The following is an 18,434-nucleotide window of genomic DNA, read 5'->3' on the forward strand; positions in this document are numbered from 1 at the left end:
TCGTACACCTCGGCGTCTGAGACTGTTCCGCCATGGCACAGCATGCGCCGCCGGCGCGCGGGGCCCGCCTGGGGCGGGCAGCCGGCGCGAACGGCTTGGGGTCGACGGTCAGTGGTGTGGTGCTCCTGCTTCCCGGAGCGTCCAGATTCTCCCCCGGTCCGCTGCGTCCGCTCGGGCGGGCGCTGGCCCGGGCGGGCGGGACGGAGGGGCTGGTCGCGCACACCGTCATCCACGGCGGGGACGCCTCCCGCGAGGAGCAGGCGGGGTGGGCGGCGGACGAGGCGGTACGGCGCTACGGGGACGTGCCCGTGTGCCTGGCCGGGTACGGTGCGGGCGGCCTGGCCGCGCTGCGGGCGGCGGGCCACGACGCCGTCAACTCGGTGGTCTCGCTGGCCCCTTGCCTGGGAGCGGCGGCGGGGACGGCCTCGCCCGAACCGGTGAAACAGCTGTCGGGGCGGCAGGTGCTGATCGTGCACGGCACGAACGACGCGCGCAGCGACCCTGAGGCATCGTTTCAGCTGGCGGCCCGGGCCAAGAAGGCGAATCGTTCCACGTGCCGGTTCGAGGTCCACTCGGACGGGCACGGGCTGCGCGAGCACCAGCCGGAAGTCGTCGCGCTGGTGGTGGACTTCGTCCTCGGCGCGGTGTGCTCGGGACGGTATTCGCGGCCGGTGACGGACGCCCTGGCCGCTCCCCCGCCGCTGGGCCTGCGGATGCCGCTGGCCTCGGGTTTCGGGCGCTCGCTCCGGCGGTGAGGCGCGGCCGTCGCGCGTAACGTGAGGAGTGGACTCGGGGCGTTTTCCCTCCCGGAGGCGATGGATCATGGGCGGAATGGTGTCCAGGAGCTTCGACCAGCCCGACGAGACCCGGCCGTTTGCCGACGGCAAGGGCCGGCTGGATCTGCTGGAGGCGGGCGGCACCGGCGTCGGGCGCTCCACCTTCGAACCGGGCTGGAAGTGGTCGGAGCACGTCAAGCCGCTGGCCGGGACGGACAGCTGCCGGGCCGACCACACCGGATACGTGGTGAGCGGCCGCATCAAAGTGGTCATGGACGACGGCGAGAGCGCCGAGTTCGGCCCCGGCGACTTCATGCGGGTGCCTCCGGGACACAACGCGTGGGTGCTGGGCGACGAGCCCTGCGTGACGCTGGACTGGACCGGCTTCGCCGACTACGCGAAGCCCTCCGGCTGACGGATCCGCCGGCCGCGGTCCACGGGCCGCATCAGACCGCCGGCCCGGTCCAGGGTGCGGGCCAGCGCACCGGCCGTCGGGGCGGTGGCCAGGACGTACGCGTGGTGCAGGCCGCCCGTCGGGGCGCACCGGACCGTCGCCCCCACCGGGATCTCCAGCTGGACCCGGACCACCCCGGGCACGGCCCGCGCCGCCGCGATCCCCGGCCGGACCGCGCCGGGGCCGCGGCCGGGCGGGAAGTCCACGTACCGCAGCCCGGCGTGCGCGGTCCGCGGGCTGCGTACCGGCTCGGGCAGGCCCAGCCCGGCGGCGAGCGCGAGGCCGAGCACGTCGGTGCCGTGGGCGGCCCGGAGCAGGCGGCCGAACTCCTCGCGGCCGGGGCGGGCGTGGGCCTCGACGAGGCGGGGGCCGTGCGCGGTGAGGATGACCTCGGTGTGGGAGGGGCCGTCGTGGTGTCCGGCGAGGTCGAGGACCCCGCGTACGAGGGCCCGTACGGCCTGCGCGGTCGCCGGGTCCAGGGCGACGGGCAGGTCGTGGCCGGTGGCGGTGAGGCGGGGGCCGGTGATCCGGCGGGACCAGCCCAGGATGCGGTGGCGGCCGTCGCGGGAGAGGGCCGCGACGGTGAGCTCCGGGCCTTCGAGGTACTCCTCGACGAGGAGGTCGGTGATCTCGGGGTAGCCGTCGGCGGCGGCCCGCGCCCCGGCTTCGTCGTGGACGAGCCGGACCCCTTCGCCGTCGGTGCCCGACCGGGGTTTGACCACGCAGGGGTAGCCGATGAGGGTGGCGACGAACGGGAGGGTCTCGGCCCGTCCGCAGCGGGCGAAGGAGACGGGCCGGCCGGGGTGCAGGGTGTTGGAGCGGGCGCGGAGGGCGGCCTTGTCCATGAGGGCGGTGACGGCGGCGGCGGGAGTGCCGGGCAGGCCCAGTTCCTCGTTGGCGCGGGCAGCGGCGAGGGCTCCCGCGGCGTCGAAACCGAAGACGGCGGCGCGGCCGTGCCGCACCGCCTCCAGCCGGCCGACTGCCCCGACCAAGTGCCGGTGGTCGCGCCAGTCCGTCCGCACCCGCCGCTCCGCCCCCTCACGGTCGGATGGCGCCGATGGATCAGGCGCGACCACCACGGTGCGGGCGCCCGCACGGCGGGCGGCCGCCACCACGGCGGGCCGCGGACTCAGCAGGACGGCCACGGGCTCCCGCCCGTTCCCGGCCCACTCCTGACCACGTCCCTGCCGCACACCGCGCTCCCGCCTCACGCCGTGCAGCCACTCTGCCCGCTTCGGCATATGCCGATAGCCGCCTGACAGGGGTCGTCTTGCCGCCTTGCGGGAATACGAGGGGTTTACGAACTGACACAGGCCGGGACGAATAGGCATATGCCAGCCGATCAAGCCGATGAACTGAGCCCCGCGGCCCGGCGCCTCTACGCGTACGCCGTCGAGCGGCACGCCTTTGACGCGGGCGAGGCCACGGAGGCCCTGGGCGTGCGCGCGGCCGCCGCGATCACCGAACTGGCCGCGGCACACCTCCTGCAGCGGGCGCCCGGCGCCGGACCCGACCGGTGGTGCGCGGTCGCACCCCGGGCGGCGGCCGCCCGGGCGCTGGCCCCGCTGGCCGTGCGCGTACGGGAGACCCACGACGAGATGGACCGGCTGCGGGGGCGCCTGGAGGCGCTGGTGCCGGCGTACGAGGCGGGGACCGCGCAGCGGGACCTGAGCGGTGCGGGCCGCCTGGAGCTGGTGACGGACCTCGGCGCGGTACGGGGGCTGATCGCGGAGCTCGTCGCGGCGTGCGAGCAGGAGCTGCTGACCTCGCAGCCGGGCGGGGGACGGCCGCTGGAGACGCTGGAGGAGTCGATCGGACGTGACGAGTCGCTGCTGGCGCGCGGGGTCCGGATGCGGACCCTCTACCAGCACACGGCGCGGTACTCGCGCCCCACGGCGGCGTACGTCGAGCGCGTGACGGCCCTGGGCGCGCAGGTGCGGACGCTGGGCGACGGGCTGATGCGGATGCTGGTCTTCGACGGCCACACGGGTCTGATGGCGGTGCCGGACCGCAGCGGGGCGGCGCTGGTGGTGCGCGAGCCGAGCGTCGTGCACTTCATGACGGCGGCCTTCGAGCGGTCCTGGCTGGGCGCGGAGCCCTTCCCGACGACGGTGAGCCCGGTGGCGGCCCGGTCGATCTCGGACGAGCTGCGGCAGACCATCGTGCGGTTGCTGTCGGAGGGGCTGGAGGACAAGGTCATCGCGCGGAGGCTGGGCATGTCGGAGCGGACGTGCCAGCGGCACATCGCGGAGATCATGCGGGCCGTCGGGGCGAAGTCCCGCTTCCAGGCGGGGTACTTGCTCTCCGCGCAGCCGGCACAGTCCGCGGAGCCCGCGGAGCCCGCGGAGCCCGCGGAGTCGAAGCGGGGGGCGTCCGGCGTCGCGGGCGGCTGAGGCGCCTCGTCCCTGAGCGGCCGGGCCGGGCCGTCAGCCCCCGGGCGGCGCGGGCAGGACCTCGCGCAGGGCGTCGAGGAGCGCCCGGGCGGCGGGGCTGGTGGGTCCGGTGGCCGGCCAGGCGAGGACGATGCGGGCACGCATCGGGGGCTGGACGATCCGCAGGGTGCGCAGGTGTCCGCCGCGGTCCGGCCCCTCCTCGCCGAGGGGCAGTACGGCGGCGCCCAGACCCCGGGCGGCGAGCTGCGCGAGCACCTGGGGGGCTGCCGCCTCGAAGGCGACGCGGGGCCGGAACCCCGCCTGGGCGCAGCCGCGTTCGAGCGCCGCCCGCACCCCCGTACCGCGCGGCAGGCAGATCAGCGGGCGGTCGCGCAGCTCGGCCAGGGGGACGCTGGTGCGGTCGGCGGGGGTCAGGAGCGGGTCGCCGGGTGCGACGGCGGCGCCGAGCGGGACGTCGATGACCGTCCGGTGGGTGAGGCCGGGCGGGGGCTCCTCGGCGGTGGGTCCGAGCAGGGCGATGTCGATCTCGCCGGCCAGGAGCGCGGCCTGCATCCGCTCCGAGGTGTCCTCGGTCAGGGCGATCTCCAGGGCCGGGTGGGCGGCGTGGAAGGCGGCGAGGAACGAGGCCGCGTCGAAGGCGCGGCCGGTGGCGCCGGAGACCAGCCCGAGCGTGACCCTGCCGCGCAGCAGTCCGGTGTGCTCGTCCACGGTCTGCCGCACCGCGTCCGCGGCGGCCAGTGCCGCCCGCGCGTACGGCAGGACGGCCCTGCCCACCTCGGTCGGCGTCACCGACCGGCCGGACCTGTCGAGCAGGCACTGCCCGAGTTCCTTCTCCAACTGGCGGATCTGCGCGCTGAGTCCCGGCTGGCTCAGGTGGAGCCGGGCGGCGGCGCGGGTGAAACCGCCCTCCTCGACGACCGTGACGAAGTAGCGCAGTTGGCGAAGCTCCATAAGCCGTGATTCTAGGCAGCAGCACATCTATCTATTTCCCCTATGGGGCCGTTGGCCGCAGGGTGGGACCCATGGATGACGCGATGTCCCGCAAGGACAGGAAGGCCGCGGTCAGGGCCCTGATCGCGGCGGAACGGCAGGAGCTGGCCGACCTGCTCGACGGGCTGCGGGCCGATCAATGGGACGAGCCGAGCCTGTGCACGGGGTGGCGGGTCCGCGAGGTCGCGGCCCACATGTCGATGGGCTTGCGGCTCTCCCTGCCCGCGACGCTGGGCGAACTGGCCAGGGCCCGGGGGAACCTGCACCGGATGACCGACCGCGTCGCGCGCAGGGACGCGGCCGGCCGTTCCACCGCCTCGCTCGCCGCGTTCCTCCGGGAAGGCGCGCACCACCCCTGGACGCCACCGGTCGGCGGGTTCGCGGCGGCGCTCGGGCATGACGTGGTGCACGGGCTGGACATCACGGTCGCCCTCGGCCTCGGCCGGCGCGTCCCCGAGGACCGGCTGCGCGTGCTGCTCGACGGGATCCGGCCCAGCGGCCTGAGGTTCTTCGGAGCCGACGTCGACGGAGTGCGGCTGTGCGCCGAGGACCTGGACTGGTCGTACGGATCCGGGTCCCCCGTCTACGGCGACGCCCAGGACCTGCTCCTGCTCGCCTTCGGCCGCACGCTCCCGCCCGGCCGGCTCCGGGGCGAGCGGAGCAGCCGCTTCACCCGAACCTGAGGACGCTCAGGAGACGGCCTGGTCGCCGGCGGGGACCGGCGGTTCCAGTTCCGGAATCAGGCGGCCCCGGCGGGAGAGCAGGAAGCGCTTGAACTCCGCGACCGGCGGGGTGTCGGGGTGGCCGTCGAGCCAGGCGACGCCGATCTCGCGGACGGCGCGCGGGGCGGTCACCGTCAGCTCGACGACGCCCGGGCGGGCCACGGCCGGTGGCGGCAGCAGGGCCACGCCCAGACCGGCGGCGACCAGGCCGCGCAGGGTTTCGGCCTCCTCGCCCTCGAAGGCGACACGGGGAGTGAACCCGGCCTCCGCGCACAGGTCGTCGGTGATGCGGCGCATGCCGTAGCCGGGCTCCAGGGTGACGAAGGTTTCCTCCGCGGCCTCGGCGAGGCGGATGCGCTTGCGGCCGGCGAGGCGGTGGTCGTCGGGGACGACCAGGCGCAGCCGCTGTTCGTCGAGGCGGCGGGCGACCAGGTCGGGGGCGTCGGGGAGGGGCGAGGTGAGACAGAGGTCGAGTTCGCCGGAGCGGAGCTTTTCCAGCATGGCCTCGCCGTAGTTCTGGACCAGGGAGAAGCGCACGCGCGGGTGGTCGGCGCGGAAGGCGCGGATGAGACCGGGTACGGTCTCGGGCCCCAGGGTGTGCAGGAAGCCGAAGGCGACCTTGCCGAAGGCCGGGTCGGCGTCCTGCTGGACGGATTCCGCGGCGCGGGCGATGCCCTCCAGGGCCTGTTCGGCGGAGGCCAGGAAGGTCCGGCCCGCCGTGGTGAGGGCGACCGTGCGGCCCTTGCGGGCGAACAGCGTGACGCCGAGGTCCTGTTCGAGGCGGACCATGGCCCGCGACAACGTCGACTGGGGAACGCCGAGTTCGTGGGCGGCGCGGGTGACGTGCTCGTGCCGGGCGACCGCCGCGAAGTACGCCAGGCGCGGGGCCAGCAGACGTGTCACGGCCATGTCTTCTTCGTAACGGTTCATCGACGTGCGCCCCCCTGAGCTGTGCTGATGCGTGAGTGGATCGATTATCGCGATTCTGTGCATTGGACGCATCAAAAACACCGGCCTACCTTCGACGTATGCCTCCCGTTCATACCGGGGCACCCGTCACCCCGGGTGCCTCCACCCCGTCGTTGCCGCAGCCCGAACCCCGCTCCCCCGGCCGCCCCGGCTACCGCCGGATGAGCCTCGCGCTCTTCGCCGCCGGACTGGCCACCTTCGCCCTCCTCTACTCCACCCAGGCGCTGCTGCCCGCGATCTCCGACGGGTTCGGGGTGACGGCGGGCCAGGCCAGCTGGACGGTGTCCGCGGCCACCGGCGCCCTCGCCCTGTTCGTGCTGCCGCTCAGCGCGCTGTCCGAGCGGTTCGGACGCACCCGGATGATGACCTGGTCGATGGTCGTGGCCGTGGGCATCGGCCTGCTGGTGCCCTTCGCGCCGAACCTGGAGTGGCTGGTGGCCCTGCGCGCCGTCCAGGGCGCGGCGATCGCCGGGATCCCGGCCTCCGCGATGGCGTACCTGGCGGAGGAGGTCCAGCCGAAGGCGCTGGTCGGGGCGATCGGGCTGTTCGTGGCGGGCAACTCCATCGGCGGCATGAGCGGCCGCCTCGTCACCGGCTGGGCGGCGCAGCTCGGCGGCTGGCGGGCGGGTCTGCTGACCGTCGGGCTGATGTCGCTGGCCTGCGCGGCGGCCTTCCTGGTGCTGCTGCCCCGGGCGCGGTTCTTCCGCCCGGCCTCGCTGAACCCGCGCGCGGTGGGCCGTACCGTCGCCGGCCACCTGCGCGATCCGCTGCTGCTGCGGCTGTACGGGATCGGCGCGCTGTTCATGACCGTCTTCGGGGCCGTGTACACGGTCATCGGCTACCGGCTGGTGGACGAGCCGTTCTCCCTCGGGCAGGGCGTGGTCGGGTCGGTCTTCCTGATCTACCTGGTGGGTACGGTCTCCTCGGCGGCGGCCGGTCGGCTGGTGGCCCGGACGGGGCGGCGCGGCGCGCTGTACCTGGCCGTGACCACCACCGCGCTCGGGCTGCTGCTGTCGCTGTCCGAGTCCCTGGCGGCGATCCTGCTCGGGCTGGTCCTGATCACGGCGGGCTTCTTCGCCGGGCACGCGGTGGCCTCCGCGGCCGTGAGCCGGACGGCGCGGACGGGCCGGGCGCAGGCCTCCGCGCTCTACCAGTCCGCCTACTACCTGGGCTCCAGCGCGGGCGGCACCCTGGGCGCGCTCGCCTACCACTCGGCGGGGTGGGCGGCCACGGTGGGCATCGCGCTGCTGGCCGTGCTCGGCGTCGTCACGATCACGCTGTACGGGTCGCACGCGGCCCGCGCGCAGCGGCGCATGCCGGCTTCGGCCGCTGCCGCCCGCTGAGCAAGTCGCCGGACCGGTCGGGAAATACGTCTCCCCCGCAGGCAACTCGCGTCGTTTTCCGGGCATTCAACACGGTGAACGGTTGCGGGGCGAGCAGGGGAGGACGCGATGGGGACGACGCGGATGCGCAGGGGGCGGCGGGCGGCGGTGGTGTTCGGCGCGGCGGTGGCGCTGGCGCTGCCGCTGGTGGTCGCGGGAGGCGGGCCCGCGGGCGCCGCGTCCTGCAACCTCACCACCGGGCCGTACCAGCGGCAGGTCGAGCGGTTCCTGGGGCGGCCGGTGGACGGCCGGCAGTCGGCGGCCGACTGCACGGCGATCAGGTCGTTCCAGGCGACGCACGGGATCACCCCGACGCAGGGGTACGCGGGGCCGCTGACCTGGCGCACGATGAGCACGATGCTGGACCAGCGGGCCGCCGGCACCACTCCCAACAAGGCCGGCACGTGCCCGGTGAACCGGGGGCGGATCGCCTGCGTCGACCTGACCCGGCAGCTCAGCTGGATCCAGGACGGCGCCGCGCTGAAGTACGGCCCGGTCCCGGTCCGCACCGGCAAGGACGGCACGGAGACCCGCACCGGCCTGAAGAAGATCTACTACCGCAGCATCGACCACTGGTCGACGATCTACGACGTCTCGATGCCGTACGCGCAGTTCTTCGACGGCGGCATCGCCTTCCACTCGACGACCAAGAGCATGTGGAACCCGCCCGGCTCGGCAGGCTGCGTGAACATGCGGTCCGCCGACGCGAAGGCGTACTGGAACCTGCTGCGGAACGGCGAGGACGTCTACGTGTACGGGCGCAAGCCGGGCACGTGACACGCGCCTGAGGCCGTTCCGGCTGCCGTTGTCAGACCCCTCCGGTAGGTTCCGAAGGAGTGGACCTACCTGGGGGCGACAGCCATGAGTGACCTCGCGACGACACCGCCGGACCTGGATTCCGCGCTGGACCGCTACCGGGTCGAGCTGACGGGATACTGCTACCGGATGCTGGGCTCGTCCTTCGACGCCGAGGACGCGGTGCAGGAGGCGTACATCCGCGCCTGGCGCAGCTTCGAGAAGTTCGAGGGCCGCTCCTCGCTGCGCTCGTGGCTGTACCGGATCGCCACCAACGTCTGCCTGGACCTGCTGAAGGCGGGGAACAAGCGGGCCCGGCCGATGGACCTGACGGCTCCGCAGCACCAGGCCTCCGCCGTGCTCAACGAGCGGCCCGAGGTGACCTGGCTGGAGCCGGTCCCCGACGGCCGGGTGCTGCCGCAGACCGCCGACCCGGCGGAGATGGCCCTGGCGAAGGAGTCCGTCCGCCTGGCGTTCGTCGCGGCCCTCCAGCACCTGCCGGCGAAACAGCGGGCGGTGCTGATCCTGCGCGAGGTGCTGGCCTGGAAGGCCGACGAGGTCGCTACGCTGCTGGAGACCACGGTGGCCTCGGTGAACAGCGCACTGCAGCGGGCACGGGCCACGCTCGCCGATCACGGGATCCGCGACAGCGACCCCGCGGACCCGCTGGACGCGGACCAGGCGAAACTGCTGGAGCAGTACGTGTCGGCCTTCGAGGCGTACGACATCTCGCGGCTCACGACGCTGCTGCACGAGGACGCGGTGCTGTCGATGCCGCCGTACGACCTGTGGCTGCGCGGCCACGAGGACATCGCGGCCTGGCACCTGGGCCAGGGCATAGGCTGCAAGGGTTCGCGCCTGATCCCGACGACGGCGAACGGGATGCCGGCCTTCGGCCAGTACCGGCCGTCGGCCACCGGGAAGGGGCACAGCCCGTGGGCGCTCCAGGTCCTGGAGATCTCAGAGGGCAGGATCGTCGGGCTCAACGCCTTCCTGGACACCGCCCGGTGGTTCCCCCTCTTCGGACTCCCCGAGCAGCTCGACGAGGCCTACGAGGTGCAGTAGGGCCCGCAGCGCGGGGGGTGCGCCGGTGACGGCGAAGCCCCCGCCGTATCCGCGGGCGGTCAGGCGCAGCCGGGCCAGCAGCTCCACGGCGGCCAGCCCGGGCGCGGTGACGGCCCCGGCATCGCACTCCACCGCCGCGGCCCCGTCCTCGTACAGCCGGGCCAGGCGGGCGCACAGCCGCGCCGCGTCCCGTTCGGTCGGGCCGGGTCCGGGCAGCACGAGTCGGGTGATCTCCACAAGGGGGTGACTCCCCCACCGCCCGGAACTCATCGGACGGAACTCATCGGCGCGCGGCCGGGCGTCAGACCTTGATCTCCCACACGCCGCGGTTGCGGGTCCCGGCGCGCAGCACCCGGGCGTTCGGGTGCAGCACGAGGTCGCCGACGAGCGCGTTGGGCAACTGGTCGGAGAAGGCCTGCCAGGTCGCTCCGGCGTCGGTGCTCTCGTAGACGCCCAGGTCCGCGGCGACCCAGATCCGGTCGCCGTCGAGCGGGTCGACCACGACCGCGTTGAGCGGCAGCGGCGGCAGTCCCGCGGAGCGGTCGCTCCAGCCGGCCCCTCCGTCGACGGAGCGCCAGATACGGCCGCCGCCGATCGAGCTGTGCGTGACCCAGACGCGGTCGGTGTCGGTGGGATCGACGTGGATGTCGCTGACCCATGCCCCCGTCCGGGGCGTCGACAGAGCGGTGAGCGCGCTCCACGAGCCGCCCGCGCCGCCGGAGAACGTGGTGCGGTACAGGGCGCCCTTGACGGTGCCGACCAGGATCTCGTCGGCGTGCGGGATGTACATCGCGCCGGCCACACCGGCGGTGGGGAACGCCAGCCGGGTCCAGTGGCCGCCGTTGTCGCGCGAGACGTACAGCGCCCCGCCGCCGAGGGCGATCGTACGGCCGTTGGTGGCACTGCTCTCCAACGGCGGGTAGAAGAGCGAGCGCTCGCCCGCCAGCACCCGCGGCGAGACGTCCTGCCACGTGCCGAAGTCGCCCCGCTTGTCGGAGCGTTCCAGGTTCATCTCGAAGAAGGTGTGGAAGACGCTGCGCGGATCGGCGTGGCAGACCGCGCAGTCCCCGCCGTCGCCGTCCTGGACGTGGGTCCAGCTGGGGGATCCGGTCCAGCGGTTGGTGCCGTTGTCCTGGGTTCCGCCGAGCACCCACCGCGGGTCGGTGAAGTCCTGTGCCAGGTACTCGAATTCGGTGATCTCCAGCCCGTTGTTGAGGTGCTGCCAGCGGGTGCCCCGGTCGGGGCTGCGGAACAGCCCGCCGTCGTTGCCGATGTACACCGTGTCGGCGTCGTCGGGGTCGAAGGCGATGGCGTGCTGGTCGGGGTGGATGGAGTCGCCGCCCGTTTCCCTGGTGGAGATGTCCTCCCAGGTCCAGGTGGTCCCCGACCGGTCCCCGCGGTACGCGTCGATGGCGCCGACGTACACCTGGTCGACGCGGTCGGGAGCGACGCCGAGGAACCAGTCGTACCAGGCCTGCTCGGTCTCCAGACCGGCGGGCGGTGCCACTTTCGTCCAGGCCCCGCCGGCCCTGCGCCACAGCCGCGCCTTCTCTTCGGCGTCGGCTGCCCAGGCGTAGGCCACGGTGGGGTCGGACGGGGCGATCGCCACGGCGAACCGGACCAGGGGCAGGGCGCCCGGGGTGGGCAGCGCGACGGCGCTCCAGGCGTCTCCGCCGTCGGTCGAGCGGAAGAGCCCGTCCTTGCAGGCGGCCAGTGCCTCGCCGGTGGCGGACACCGAGACCGACCAGGTGGTGACGGCCCTGCGGCGGGTCCAGTGGGCCCCGCCGTCGGTGGAGGCGTACAGGCCGCCGGTCGTCGCGGCGAGGACCGTGCCCGCACGGGTGGGGTCGAACACGAGGTCATAGAAGCCCTGCCCGACGAACGGGTCGGTGCACAGGGGCGCCCACTTCGTGCCGTTGTCGGTGGACTGGAGCACTCCGGTGCCCAGTCGGGCCCAGAAATTGCCCTCTCCCGTGCCCGCGAGCACCCTTCCCGCGGACGCGGGGTCGAAGGCGACGGCCCCGACGGTGAGCGTCGCGGCGTCGTCGGTACGGGGCGCCCAGGAGGCGCCACCGTCCTCGCTCTCCCAGATCCCGCCGCCCGCGGACCCGGCCAGCAGGTGCGCGGAGTCTCCGGGATCCACGGCGATCGAGGAGATCCGGCCCGATACGTTGACCCGGCTCCGCCCGTACGTCTGCCCGTTCGGCACGGTCACCGGGCCGAGGGACTGCCACTGGGGGCCCGGTGCGCCCGGCGGCCGGGCGAGCATCTCCGCGACCGCCCCGTACTCGGCGGCAAGGCTTTCGGTGTCCGGGGCGGCGGCCTCGGCGCGGCCCTCCTCGCCCTCCACGCCCTCCTCACCCTCCTCGCCCTGCCGTGGCGGCCTGGCCTGCGGCGGCCGGGCTTCCGGCGGCCCCACGGCCCGGGTGATCAGGTCGTCCTGCTGCTCCGTCCCGAGCGCGGGCGCCGCCTGCTCGACCGCGGCGGCGGCCTCCTCGCCGAGCCCGGTGCGTTCGAGCTCCTGCAGCAGCCGGGTCAGGGCCTTGCCGCCGGGTGGGCGGTCGTACGTCCGTTCCGCACGGTCCTCTGAAGCGTTGGGTCCCTGCATGGCTGCACCGCCGAGGTTGGTTCGGACCTGCCTGGACGCCCCAGGCCGCTCCGCTCCCCCGGTCGGCGCTCAGTCGGTCTCGGGGCGCGAGGGATGTGGGGGGCGTGCGGGGCGTGGGGGGCGTGCGGGAGTGGAATCCTGGGAAGGGGCCGATGACGAGCCGGGCCGGTCCGCGCTCTCGTCGCCGTCTGCGGTGGGCTCTGCCACCGGCTCGCGCGCGGCGAGGAATTCCTTCAACCGCCGTGCCGCCCGGCCGCCTTGATCACCCGGCTCGGATCCGCCGGAGGGCGTACGGGGCGGTCCCTCACTCACACGGCCACGATACTGCCGGCCCCCCGGCCCCGCACCCGCGGGCATGACATGACGCCGGCGCGGCTCCGGACGTGACGCCGGCGCGGCTCCGGACGGGGAGCCGCGCCGACGGGACGAGGGTCCTGGATCAGGCGATGCGGTCCAGGACGATCGGGGACGCCGTGAAGGCCGTGCCCGCCGGGGCGACGTCGTACGAGCCCTCCAGGGAGGCCAGGGCGTAGTCGAACTTCTCCGGGGTGTCCGTGTGCAAGGTCATCAGCGGCTGGCCCGCGGTCACCGTGTCGCCCGGCTTCGCGTGGAGCTCGATGCCCGCGCCCGCCTGCACCGGGTCCTCCTTGCGGGCGCGGCCCGCGCCCAGGCGCCAGGCACCGACGCCCACCGCGTACGCGTCGAGGCGGGTCAGGACGCCCGAGGCCGAGGCGGTGACCACGTGCTGCTCGCGGGCCACGGGCAGGGCCGCGTCCGGGTCGCCGCCCTGGGCCGCGATCATCCGGCGCCAGTGGTCCATCGCGGAGCCGTCGGCCAGGGCCTTCGCCGGGTCGGCGTCCTTGATGCCGGCGGCGTCCAGCATCTCCTTGGCCAGGGCGATGGTCAGCTCGACGACGTCGGCGGGGCCGCCGCCCGCGAGGACCTCGACCGACTCGCGGACTTCGAGGGCGTTTCCGGCGGTCAGGCCGAGCGGGGTGGACATGTCGGTGAGCAGGGCGACGGTCTTGACGCCCGAGTCGGTGCCCAGGCCCACCATGGTGCGCGCGAGCTCGCGCGCGTCCTCGATGTTCTTCATGAAGGCGCCGCTGCCGACCTTGACGTCCAGGACGAGCGAGCCGGTGCCCTCGGCGATCTTCTTCGACATGATCGAGGAGGCGATCAGCGGGATGGCCTCGACCGTGCCCGTCACGTCGCGCAGGGCGTAGAGCTTCTTGTCCGCCGGGGCCAGGCCGTCGCCCGCCGCGCAGATGACCGCGCCGGTGGTGTCCAGGACGTGCAGCATCTCCTCGTTGGACAGCAGCGCGCGCCAGCCCGGGATGGACTCCAGCTTGTCGAGGGTGCCGCCGGTGTGGCCGAGACCGCGGCCGGACAGCTGCGGCACGGCCGCGCCGCACGCGGCGACGAGCGGGGCCAGCGGCAGCGTGATCTTGTCGCCGACGCCGCCGGTGGAGTGCTTGTCGGCGGTGGGGCGGGAGAGGGAGTCGAAGTTCATGCGCTCGCCGGAGGCGATCATCGCGGCGGTCCAGCGGGCGATCTCGGCCCGGTTCATCCCGTTGAGCAGGATGGCCATCGCCAGGGCCGACATCTGCTCGTCGGCCACGACACCGCGGGTGTACGCGTCGATGACCCAGTCGATCTGCTCGGGGCTCAGTTCACCGCGGTCCCGCTTGGTCCGGATGACGGAGATGACGTCCATGTGGTGCTTCCTTCTACGCGCATAGAGAGAGGGGTTTTCGGAAGGACGACGGCCCTCCGCCCGGGCAGGCGGAGGGCCGTCGGCACGGCTATCTCAAATGGTCGGGCCCGAAGGCCTGCGGCAGCATCTCCGCCAGCGGGAGGATCCCCTTCGGGGTTTCCACCAGCAGGTCCGGTCCGCCGAACTCGAAGAGCAGCTGTCGGCAGCGGCCGCACGGGACGAGGATCTCGCCGCGGCCGTCGACGCAGGTGAAGTGCGTCAGCCGGCCGCCTCCCGTGGCGTGGAGGGAGGACACCAGGCCGCACTCGGCGCACAGCCCGAGGCCGTAGCTCGCGTTCTCCACGTTGCAGCCGGTGACGGTCCTGCCGTCGTCGACCAGCGCGGCGACACCGACCGGGAAGCCCGAATACGGGGCGTAGGCCCGGGACATGGCGTCCCGGGCGGCCTCGCGCAGGGCCTCCCAGTCGACGGCGTGCGCGCTCGTCACTTGCCCTGGCCCTTGCGGTACGGCATGCCGTCCGCCTTCGGCATCCGCAGCCGCTGCGCCGACAGCGCGAGCACCAGCAGGGTGGTCACGTACGGGGCGGCGTCCACGAACTGGCTGGGCACCGAGTCGGTGAACACGTACCAGAGGAAGAGCAGCGCCGCGCAGACCGCCGAGATGCCGGCCTGGAGGTACTTCTTCTTGTACAGCTGCCACACGCAGACGAGCACCAGCAGGATCGCGATCAGCAGGAGCATCGCGTGGACGTTGGTGGCGCCACCGCGCAGCTTGAGGCTGTCGATGAAGCCGAACAGGCCCGCGCCCAGCGCCATGCCGCCCGGCATCCAGTTACCGAAGATCATCGCGGCGAGACCGATGTAGCCGCGGCCGCCGGTCTGGCCCTCCTGGTAGATGGGGCTGGCGACCTCGGACAGGTACACGCCGCCGAGGCCGGCCAGGGCGCCCGAGACGACCACGGCGATGTACTTGTACTTGTAGACGTTGACGCCGAGGGACTCCGCCGCGATGGGGTTCTCACCGCAGGAGCGCAGCCGCAGACCGAAGGTGGTCCGCCACAGCACCCACCAGGTGGCCGGGATCAGCAGCAGGGCGACGACGGTCAGCAGCGACAGCTCGGTGACCAGGCCGCCGATGACGCCGGCGAGGTCCGAGACGAAGAACCAGTGCTTGCCCTGGAGGTCGGACATCCAGTCGGACAGCCCCGGCACGGTGATCTTGTAGATCGCTTCGACCTGCGGCGACTGCTTGGAGGAGCCGCCCGGCGCCTCGGCGAAGGTGAAGTTCGACAGGTACTGGGTGAAGCCCAGCGCCAGGATGTTGATGGCCACACCGGAGACGATGTGGTTGACGTTGAACGTGACGGTGATGATCGCGTGCAGCAGGCCGCCGAGGGCGCCGCCGGCGATGCCGACGAGCACACCGGTCCACGGGCCCCACTGGTAGCCGGCCCAGGCACCGAACCAGGTGCCGAGGATCATCATGCCCTCGAGGCCGATGTTGACGACACCCGCGCGCTCGGCCCACAGGCCGCCGAGGCCGGCGAGGCCGATCGGGACGGCGAGGGAGAGCGCGCCGGAGACCTGGCCGACCGAGGTCAGGTCGTTGGCGCCGCTGATCAGCCGGACCAGCGAGACCAGCGCGAGGCCGCCCGCGATGATCAGCATGATCCAGGGGAGAGTGAGTTTCTTGCGGCCGGCCGACTTCTTCGGGGCGGCAGCCGTCGCGGAGACAGTGCTGGTGCTCACGCCGCGACCTCCTTGTCGGTCTTGATGGCGTGCCCGGCGGCGAGCTCCTCGCCGACCTTCTGCTGCTGGCGCCGGATGCCGTAGCGGCGGACGAGTTCGTACGAGACGACGACCGCGATCACGATCAGGCCCTTCATGATCGTGCCGATCTCCTTCGCGTACCCGGCCTGGTCGAGCGAGGCCGAGGCCTTGTCGATGAAGGCCATCAGGAACGCGGCGAAGAGGATGCCGACCGGGCTGTTGCGGCCGAGCAGCGCGATGGTGATGCCGGTGAAGCCCACACCGACGGGGAAGGCCAGGTTGTAGGTGTGCGTCTCGCCCAGCAGCTGCGGCATGCCGGCGAGACCCGCGACCGCGCCGGAGATGAGCATCGAGGTGATGATCATCTTCTTGGCGTCGACGCCGGAGGCCTGCGCGGCGGACTCACTGGCACCGGTGGCGCGCAGGTCGAAGCCGAAGCGGGTCCGGTTCAGCGCGAACCAGTAGACGATGCCGAGGGCGAAGGCCACGAACGTGAAGCCGTAGATCTCCAGCCCGTCGCCGAGGGACACGGCCGGGAACCAGCCCGACTCGGCGATGTCGCCGGTGGTCAGGTCATTGGAGCCCTCCAGCTGGACGCCGAGGTTCTTCGGCAGCATCAGCCAGGCGATCAGGGCGGTCGCGATGGCGTTCAGCATGATCGTGGAGACGACCTCGCTCACGCCGCGCTTCGCCTTCAGGACACCGGCGATACCGGACCAGGAGGCACCGACCAGCATGGCCACAAAGATGATCAGCAGCAGGTGCAGCGGGCCCGGCAGAGTCACGGCCGCACCGACCACGGCGGAGAGCATCGCCGCGAGGCGGTACTGGCCGTCGACGCCGATGTTGAACAGGTTCATCCTGAAGCCGATGGCCACGGCCAGGGCCGCCAGGTAGTACGTACCGGCCTGGTTCACGATGAGGACCTGGACGTCCTCGTAAGCGGCGTTCTCCACCATGAGGCGCAGCGGCTCGATCGGGTCGATGCCCGTCGCCGCCAGCACGATCACGGTCAGCAGGAAGGCGCTGACCAGGGCGAGCACGGGCCCGGCCAAGCCGAGGAGCAGCCGGTCCTTGTCGAATTTCTTCATCGGGCCTCGTCCTCCGGTGCATCGGTACCGGGCTCGGTACCGGCGGCGGAGTGGTTGTCGGTTGCTTCCAGGTGCCCGGTGGCGGCGCCCGTCATGGCGGTGCCGAGCTCCTCCGGGGTGACGGTCGCGGGGTCGGCGTCCGCGACCAGGCGGCCGCGGTAGATCACCCGCAGGGTGTCGGACAGGCCGATGAGCTCGTCCAGGTCCGCGGAGATGAGCAGGACGGCCAGGCCCTCGCGGCGGGCCTCGCGGATCGCGTCCCAGATCTGCGCCTGCGCACCGACGTCCACACCGCGGGTGGGGTGCGCGGCGATGAGGAACTTCGGGTTGTGGCTCATCTCGCGGCCGACGATCAGCTTCTGCTGGTTGCCGCCGGAGAGCGAGGCCGCGGTGACCTCGATGCCGGGCGTGCGGACGTCGTACTCGCGCACGATCCGCTCGGTGTCCTTGCGGGCCGCCTTCGGGTCGAGGATGCCGCGCTTGGAGTTGGGCGCCTCGGTGACGTGGCCGAGGATGCGGTTCTCCCACAGCGGGGACTCCAGCAGCAGGCCGTGCCGGTGGCGGTCCTCGGGGATGTAGCCGATGCCGCCCTCGCGGCGCTTGCGCGTCGCGGCCGTGGAGATGTCGCTGCCGTCCAGCGTGATCGTTCCGCCATCGGGGATGCTCATGCCCATGAGGGCCTCGATGAGCTCCGTCTGGCCGTTGCCCTCGACGCCGGCGATGCCGAGCACCTCACCCTTGTGGATGGTGAAGTCGATGCCGGCGAGCACCTCGCGGACGATGCCGTCCGGGTCGACCGCGGCCAGCCGCAGGTCTTCCACCTGGAGCATCGGCGTGGTGGTCACCGTGGACTCGCGGGTCTCCGGCGAGGGGAGTTCGGAGCCGACCATCAGCTCGGCGAGCTGCTTGGTGGTGGCCGTCTTGGGATCGGCCGTGCCGACGGTGGTGCCGCGCCGGATCACCGTGATGTCGTCGGCGACCTTCAGCACCTCGCCCAGCTTGTGCGAGATGAAGATGACGGTCAGGCCCTCGGCCTTGAGCTCGCGCAGGTTGTCGAAGAGCGCGTCCACCTCCTGCGGCACGAGCACGGCGGTCGGCTCGTCGAGGATGAGGATCTTGGCACCGCGGTAGAGGACCTTGAGGATCTCCACCCGCTGGCGGTCCGCGACGCCGAGGTCCTCGACCAGGGCGTCGGGACGCACCCCGAGGCCGTACGCGTCCGAGATCTCCTTGATCTTCTTACGGGCCTTGGCGCCGATGCCGTACAGCTTCTCGCCGCCGAGAACCACGTTCTCCAGGACGGTGAGGTTGTCGGCGAGCATGAAGTGCTGGTGCACCATGCCGATGCCGCGGGCGATGGCGTCGCCGGGGCTGTGGAAGGAGACCTGCTCCCCGTCGATGGCGATGGTGCCCTCGTCCGGCTTCTGCATGCCGTAGAGGATCTTCATCAGGGTCGACTTGCCGGCGCCGTTCTCGCCGATCAAGGCATGGACCGTGCCCTTGCGGACGGTGATCGCGATGTCCTTGTTGGCGACGACGCCGGGGAAGCGCTTGGTGATGCCGTGCAGTTCTACGGCGGGGGGCGGGCTGGACGCGTTGATGACGCACTCTCCTTGGCGCGGAAGGAGCGGGAGGCAGGGGGACAGGGCGGGTGGTGAAAGTATCGCGTCCACGATGCTTCTACGCGCGTAGCACTGTCGGA

17 protein-coding genes and 1 pseudogene are annotated in these 18,434 nt (G+C 72.8%); 7 read left to right on the plus strand and 11 right to left on the minus strand.

Annotated features, from left to right (window positions below; genetic code table 11):
* Nucleotides 1–32 precede the first annotated feature (32 nt).
* Both ACZ6I1_RS17725 and ACZ6I1_RS17730 read left to right on the plus strand, forming a co-directional pair.
* Nucleotides 33–755, plus strand: a complete 723-nt coding sequence (locus ACZ6I1_RS17725) for an alpha/beta hydrolase (protein WP_469288110.1) — start codon at nt 33–35, stop codon at nt 753–755.
* Nucleotides 756–822: 67 nt separating this feature from the next.
* On the plus strand, nt 823–1,191 hold the full coding sequence (locus ACZ6I1_RS17730) for a cupin domain-containing protein (protein ID WP_469288112.1): 369 nt from the start codon (nt 823–825) through the stop codon (nt 1,189–1,191).
* Here ACZ6I1_RS17730 and ACZ6I1_RS17735 read toward each other — a convergent pair.
* Complete coding sequence (locus ACZ6I1_RS17735; protein WP_469288114.1) at nt 1,170–2,423, minus strand: ATP-grasp domain-containing protein; 1,254 nt, start codon at nt 2,421–2,423, stop codon at nt 1,170–1,172. The two genes, ACZ6I1_RS17730 and ACZ6I1_RS17735, sit on opposite strands and share 22 nt — an antisense overlap.
* 668 nt (nt 2,424–3,091) lie before the next feature.
* Nucleotides 3,092–3,511, minus strand: a pseudogene (locus ACZ6I1_RS17740) (hypothetical protein); the annotation flags it as partial.
* On the opposite strand from ACZ6I1_RS17740, the gene ACZ6I1_RS17745 reads away from it, so the two are divergent.
* Nucleotides 3,447–3,623: a hypothetical protein gene (locus tag ACZ6I1_RS17745; protein ID WP_469288300.1), complete on the plus strand. Its 177-nt coding sequence runs from the start codon at nt 3,447–3,449 to the stop codon at nt 3,621–3,623. The pseudogene ACZ6I1_RS17740 and the gene ACZ6I1_RS17745 sit on opposite strands and share 65 nt — an antisense overlap.
* Before the next feature lie 33 nt (nt 3,624–3,656).
* On the opposite strand, the gene ACZ6I1_RS17750 is transcribed toward ACZ6I1_RS17745, so the two are convergent.
* Nucleotides 3,657–4,574: a LysR family transcriptional regulator gene (locus tag ACZ6I1_RS17750; RefSeq protein ID WP_469288116.1), complete on the minus strand. Its 918-nt coding sequence runs from the start codon at nt 4,572–4,574 to the stop codon at nt 3,657–3,659.
* Between the two features lie 71 nt (nt 4,575–4,645).
* On the opposite strand from ACZ6I1_RS17750, the gene ACZ6I1_RS17755 reads away from it, so the two are divergent.
* The gene (locus tag ACZ6I1_RS17755) at nt 4,646–5,296 is read left to right on the plus strand and encodes a maleylpyruvate isomerase family mycothiol-dependent enzyme (RefSeq protein ID WP_469288118.1); all 651 of its coding nucleotides are present in this window, start codon (nt 4,646–4,648) and stop codon (nt 5,294–5,296) included.
* Between the two features lie 6 nt (nt 5,297–5,302).
* Here ACZ6I1_RS17755 and ACZ6I1_RS17760 read toward each other — a convergent pair whose 3' ends face one another.
* A complete protein-coding gene (locus ACZ6I1_RS17760) occupies nt 5,303–6,265 on the minus strand; it encodes a LysR family transcriptional regulator (RefSeq protein ID WP_469288120.1) in 963 nt (320 codons plus the stop codon).
* Between the two features lie 98 nt (nt 6,266–6,363).
* Between ACZ6I1_RS17760 and ACZ6I1_RS17765 the strand changes: the two genes are divergently transcribed.
* From ACZ6I1_RS17765 to ACZ6I1_RS17775, 3 genes are all read left to right on the plus strand, one after another.
* Complete coding sequence (locus tag ACZ6I1_RS17765) at nt 6,364–7,647, plus strand: MFS transporter (protein WP_469288122.1); 1,284 nt, start codon at nt 6,364–6,366, stop codon at nt 7,645–7,647.
* 123 nt (nt 7,648–7,770) lie between these two features.
* On the plus strand, nt 7,771–8,463 hold the full coding sequence (locus ACZ6I1_RS17770; protein ID WP_469288302.1) for a L,D-transpeptidase family protein: 693 nt from the start codon (nt 7,771–7,773) through the stop codon (nt 8,461–8,463).
* A gap of 84 nt (nt 8,464–8,547) precedes the next feature.
* Nucleotides 8,548–9,546 carry a sigma-70 family RNA polymerase sigma factor gene (locus ACZ6I1_RS17775; protein ID WP_469288124.1) on the plus strand — a complete coding sequence of 333 codons (999 nt, stop codon included), beginning with the start codon at nt 8,548–8,550 and terminating at the stop codon, nt 9,544–9,546.
* On the opposite strand, the gene ACZ6I1_RS17780 is transcribed toward ACZ6I1_RS17775, so the two are convergent.
* The 7 genes from ACZ6I1_RS17780 to ACZ6I1_RS17810 all read right to left on the minus strand — a co-directional run bounded on the left by ACZ6I1_RS17780 (nt 9,442) and on the right by ACZ6I1_RS17810 (nt 18,396).
* Nucleotides 9,442–9,783, minus strand: a complete 342-nt coding sequence (locus tag ACZ6I1_RS17780) for an STAS domain-containing protein (RefSeq protein WP_469288126.1) — start codon at nt 9,781–9,783, stop codon at nt 9,442–9,444. The two genes, ACZ6I1_RS17775 and ACZ6I1_RS17780, sit on opposite strands and share 105 nt — an antisense overlap.
* A 64-nt stretch (nt 9,784–9,847) precedes the next feature.
* Nucleotides 9,848–12,154 carry a hypothetical protein gene (locus tag ACZ6I1_RS17785; RefSeq protein WP_469288127.1) on the minus strand — a complete coding sequence of 769 codons (2,307 nt, stop codon included), beginning with the start codon at nt 12,152–12,154 and terminating at the stop codon, nt 9,848–9,850.
* Nucleotides 12,155–12,593: 439 nt separating this feature from the next.
* Nucleotides 12,594–13,871 (minus strand): thymidine phosphorylase, encoded by a 1,278-nt coding sequence (locus ACZ6I1_RS17790; RefSeq protein ID WP_469288129.1) that lies wholly within the window; start codon nt 13,869–13,871, stop codon nt 12,594–12,596.
* Nucleotides 13,872–13,959: 88 nt separating this feature from the next.
* Nucleotides 13,960–14,358 carry a cytidine deaminase gene (locus ACZ6I1_RS17795; RefSeq protein ID WP_469288131.1) on the minus strand — a complete coding sequence of 133 codons (399 nt, stop codon included), beginning with the start codon at nt 14,356–14,358 and terminating at the stop codon, nt 13,960–13,962.
* Entirely contained in the window at nt 14,355–15,620 is a 1,266-nt protein-coding gene (locus tag ACZ6I1_RS17800) for an ABC transporter permease (protein ID WP_469288133.1), read from the minus strand. The genes ACZ6I1_RS17795 and ACZ6I1_RS17800 overlap by 4 nt, the downstream gene beginning before the upstream one ends.
* Nucleotides 15,617–16,732 (minus strand): ABC transporter permease, encoded by a 1,116-nt coding sequence (locus ACZ6I1_RS17805; protein WP_469288134.1) that lies wholly within the window; start codon nt 16,730–16,732, stop codon nt 15,617–15,619. The genes ACZ6I1_RS17800 and ACZ6I1_RS17805 overlap by 4 nt, the downstream gene beginning before the upstream one ends.
* Nucleotides 16,729–18,396 (minus strand): ABC transporter ATP-binding protein, encoded by a 1,668-nt coding sequence (locus ACZ6I1_RS17810; RefSeq protein ID WP_469288304.1) that lies wholly within the window; start codon nt 18,394–18,396, stop codon nt 16,729–16,731. Before ACZ6I1_RS17810 ends, ACZ6I1_RS17805 begins: the two co-directional genes overlap by 4 nt.
* Between the last annotated feature and the right edge of the window lie 38 nt (nt 18,397–18,434).

Source organism: Streptomyces sp. NPDC046303, from assembly GCF_055588085.1.